Below are 2,241 nucleotides of genomic sequence, written 5' to 3' on the forward strand. Positions count from 1 at the left end.
CCCTTCCGCTCACGCCGTCAATCACGCTGAGGTCGTTGCAGTTGTCGGAGGTTACCTGCGTGCCGGCAATCCAGAGGTCGTAGTAGGTCTGCGCCTGCGCCGTGGCGGGCAGGGCAAAGAGGGCTGTGAACAGCGCGACTGTCGCCGCGAGCATGTTCCGTAGTAAATTTGTTTTCATTATTGTTTGAATTAAAGAGTTTAATCCCCCCACCCCCGTGAGGGGGCAGGGGTGAGCCTTTTACTTTTTGATGATTTTCTTACCATTATATATATACACTCCCGCGGGCAGGCGGTCGAGGCTCTCGCCGAGGCGCACGCCTTGGAGGTTATACACGCCGCGCTTGCCGGCAGGCACGTCGGCATTCACGGTTTCGATGTAGGTGGTAACCGGCTCGATCGTCACCTCGGATTTGATGACATTTCCCGAGGCGTCGCACACAGCCTTCTTCTCGGCGTTCCACACAGCGCCGTCGGGACTTGTGATGGCGCAGCCGTCGAGGATGAGTTCATTGATGTTGTGGATGGAACCGTCCGTGCCCTTTGCCGTTACCGTGGCATTGCGGATGATGAGGGATTCCGAGCCGTCCCGTCCGTAAAAGCCATTTCCCCCATCGGCATTGACGGTGCAGCCGTCGATGGTGAGCGAGGTGTTGTTGGTATAGATACCATAGGCTTCTATGTCCTTTGTGTTGAGCGTGCCGCCGCCCGTAATGGTCATCGGAGCGTTGTGCCAAACGGGTGTTCTTTCCGCAATTATGGTGTTGGTGCCGATGAGCTTCACCGTGAGACCGTCGATGTATGAAGAGATACCGTCATTGTGAACGCCGTTGATGGTGGCGTTGTCGAGGGTGAGCGTCTTGGTGGCGGGGTCGTACTTCACCGTGCCGCTCACACCCGGGATGACGCTGAGGTCATTGCAGTTGGCGGAGGTTACCGGCTTGCCGATAATATAGAGGGCGTAGGTGGTAACCGGCCCGATCGTCACCTTGTCGGTGATGACATTTCCCGAGGTGTCGCACACGGCTCCCTTCACGTAGTTCCACACAGCGCCGGCGGGGCTTATGATGCCGTAGCCGTTGGAGGGCATGAAAGCATTGAAGTTGCAGATGGAACCGTCCGTGCCCTCTGCCGTTACCGTGGCATTGCGGATGGAGAAGGATCCCGAGGAGGCGTCATTTCCTGCGATGCCAAATTTTCCCTTGGCATTGACGGTGCAGCCGTCGATGATGAGCCAGGCAACATGGATGCCCCAATCATTTGCGCTCTCTGCGTTGAGCGTGCCGCCGCCCGTAAGGGTCATCGGATAGCTGGGCTCGTGCCATACACCTTTAACTCCCGATGTTATGGTGTTAGTGCCGGTGAGTTTCACCGTGAGGCTGTTGATTTTTGAATGGATGCCGGTGTATTCACTGCTGTTAATGGTGGCGTTGTCGAGGGTGAGGGTCTTGGTGGAGTGGTCATACTTCACTGTTCCGCTCACGCCCGGAATGACGCTGAGGTCGTCGCAGTTGTCGGGGCTTACCGGCGTGCCGGCAATCCAGAGCTTGTAATGGTTAATCGGTGCAATCGTCACCTTGTCGGTGATGACATTTCCCGAGGCGTCGCACACGGCTTGCTTCCCGGAGTTCCACACAGCGCCGGCGGGGCTTGTGATATCGCAGTTGTCGAGGACGAGGTTCTTGAAGTCGAGGATGGAGCCCCACGTGCCCTCTGCCGTCACCGTGGCATTGCGGATGGTGAGGTATTTCGAGAAATCCCTCAGTCCGAGAATGCCCCATTTCCCTTTGGCATTGACGGTGCAGCCGTCGATGGTGAGCGAGGTATTGTAAACAGAGATGGCATATGACCCTATGCTATTTGCGTTGAGCGTGCCACTGCCCGTAATGGTCATCGGATGGCTGTGGCCGACGGCTAATTTGTTTGCATTTACCGTGTTGGTGCCGATGAGATTCACCGTGAGGTCGTCAAATTCTGAATAGATTCCGTGCTTGTCACCGCTGTTGATGGTGGCATTGTCGAGGGTTAGCGTCTTGGTGGCGGGGTCGTACTTCACCGTGCCGCTCACGCCGGCAATCCCGCCGAGGTCGTTGCAGTTGTCGGAGGTTACCTGCGTGCCGGCAATGTAGATGGCGTAGAAGTTTTTCGCCTGCGCCGTCTGTGGCAGGGCAAACAGGGCTGTGAACAGCGCGACTGTCGCCGCGAGCATGTTCGTAAGTAAATTTGTCTTCATTATTGTTCGAA

At 56.6% G+C, this 2,241-nt stretch carries 1 protein-coding gene; it reads right to left on the reverse strand.

Going from position 1 to position 2,241, the window contains the following annotated elements:
* Nucleotides 1–238: 238 nt before the first annotated feature.
* Nucleotides 239–2,230 carry a hypothetical protein gene (locus EII32_RS11155; RefSeq protein ID WP_125235451.1) on the reverse strand — a complete coding sequence of 664 codons (1,992 nt, stop codon included), beginning with the start codon at nucleotides 2,228–2,230 and terminating at the stop codon, nucleotides 239–241.
* Nucleotides 2,231–2,241 lie beyond the last annotated feature (11 nt).

The organism is Prevotella sp. OH937_COT-195 (genome assembly GCF_003932845.1).
GTDB lineage: Bacteria > Bacteroidota > Bacteroidia > Bacteroidales > Bacteroidaceae > Prevotella.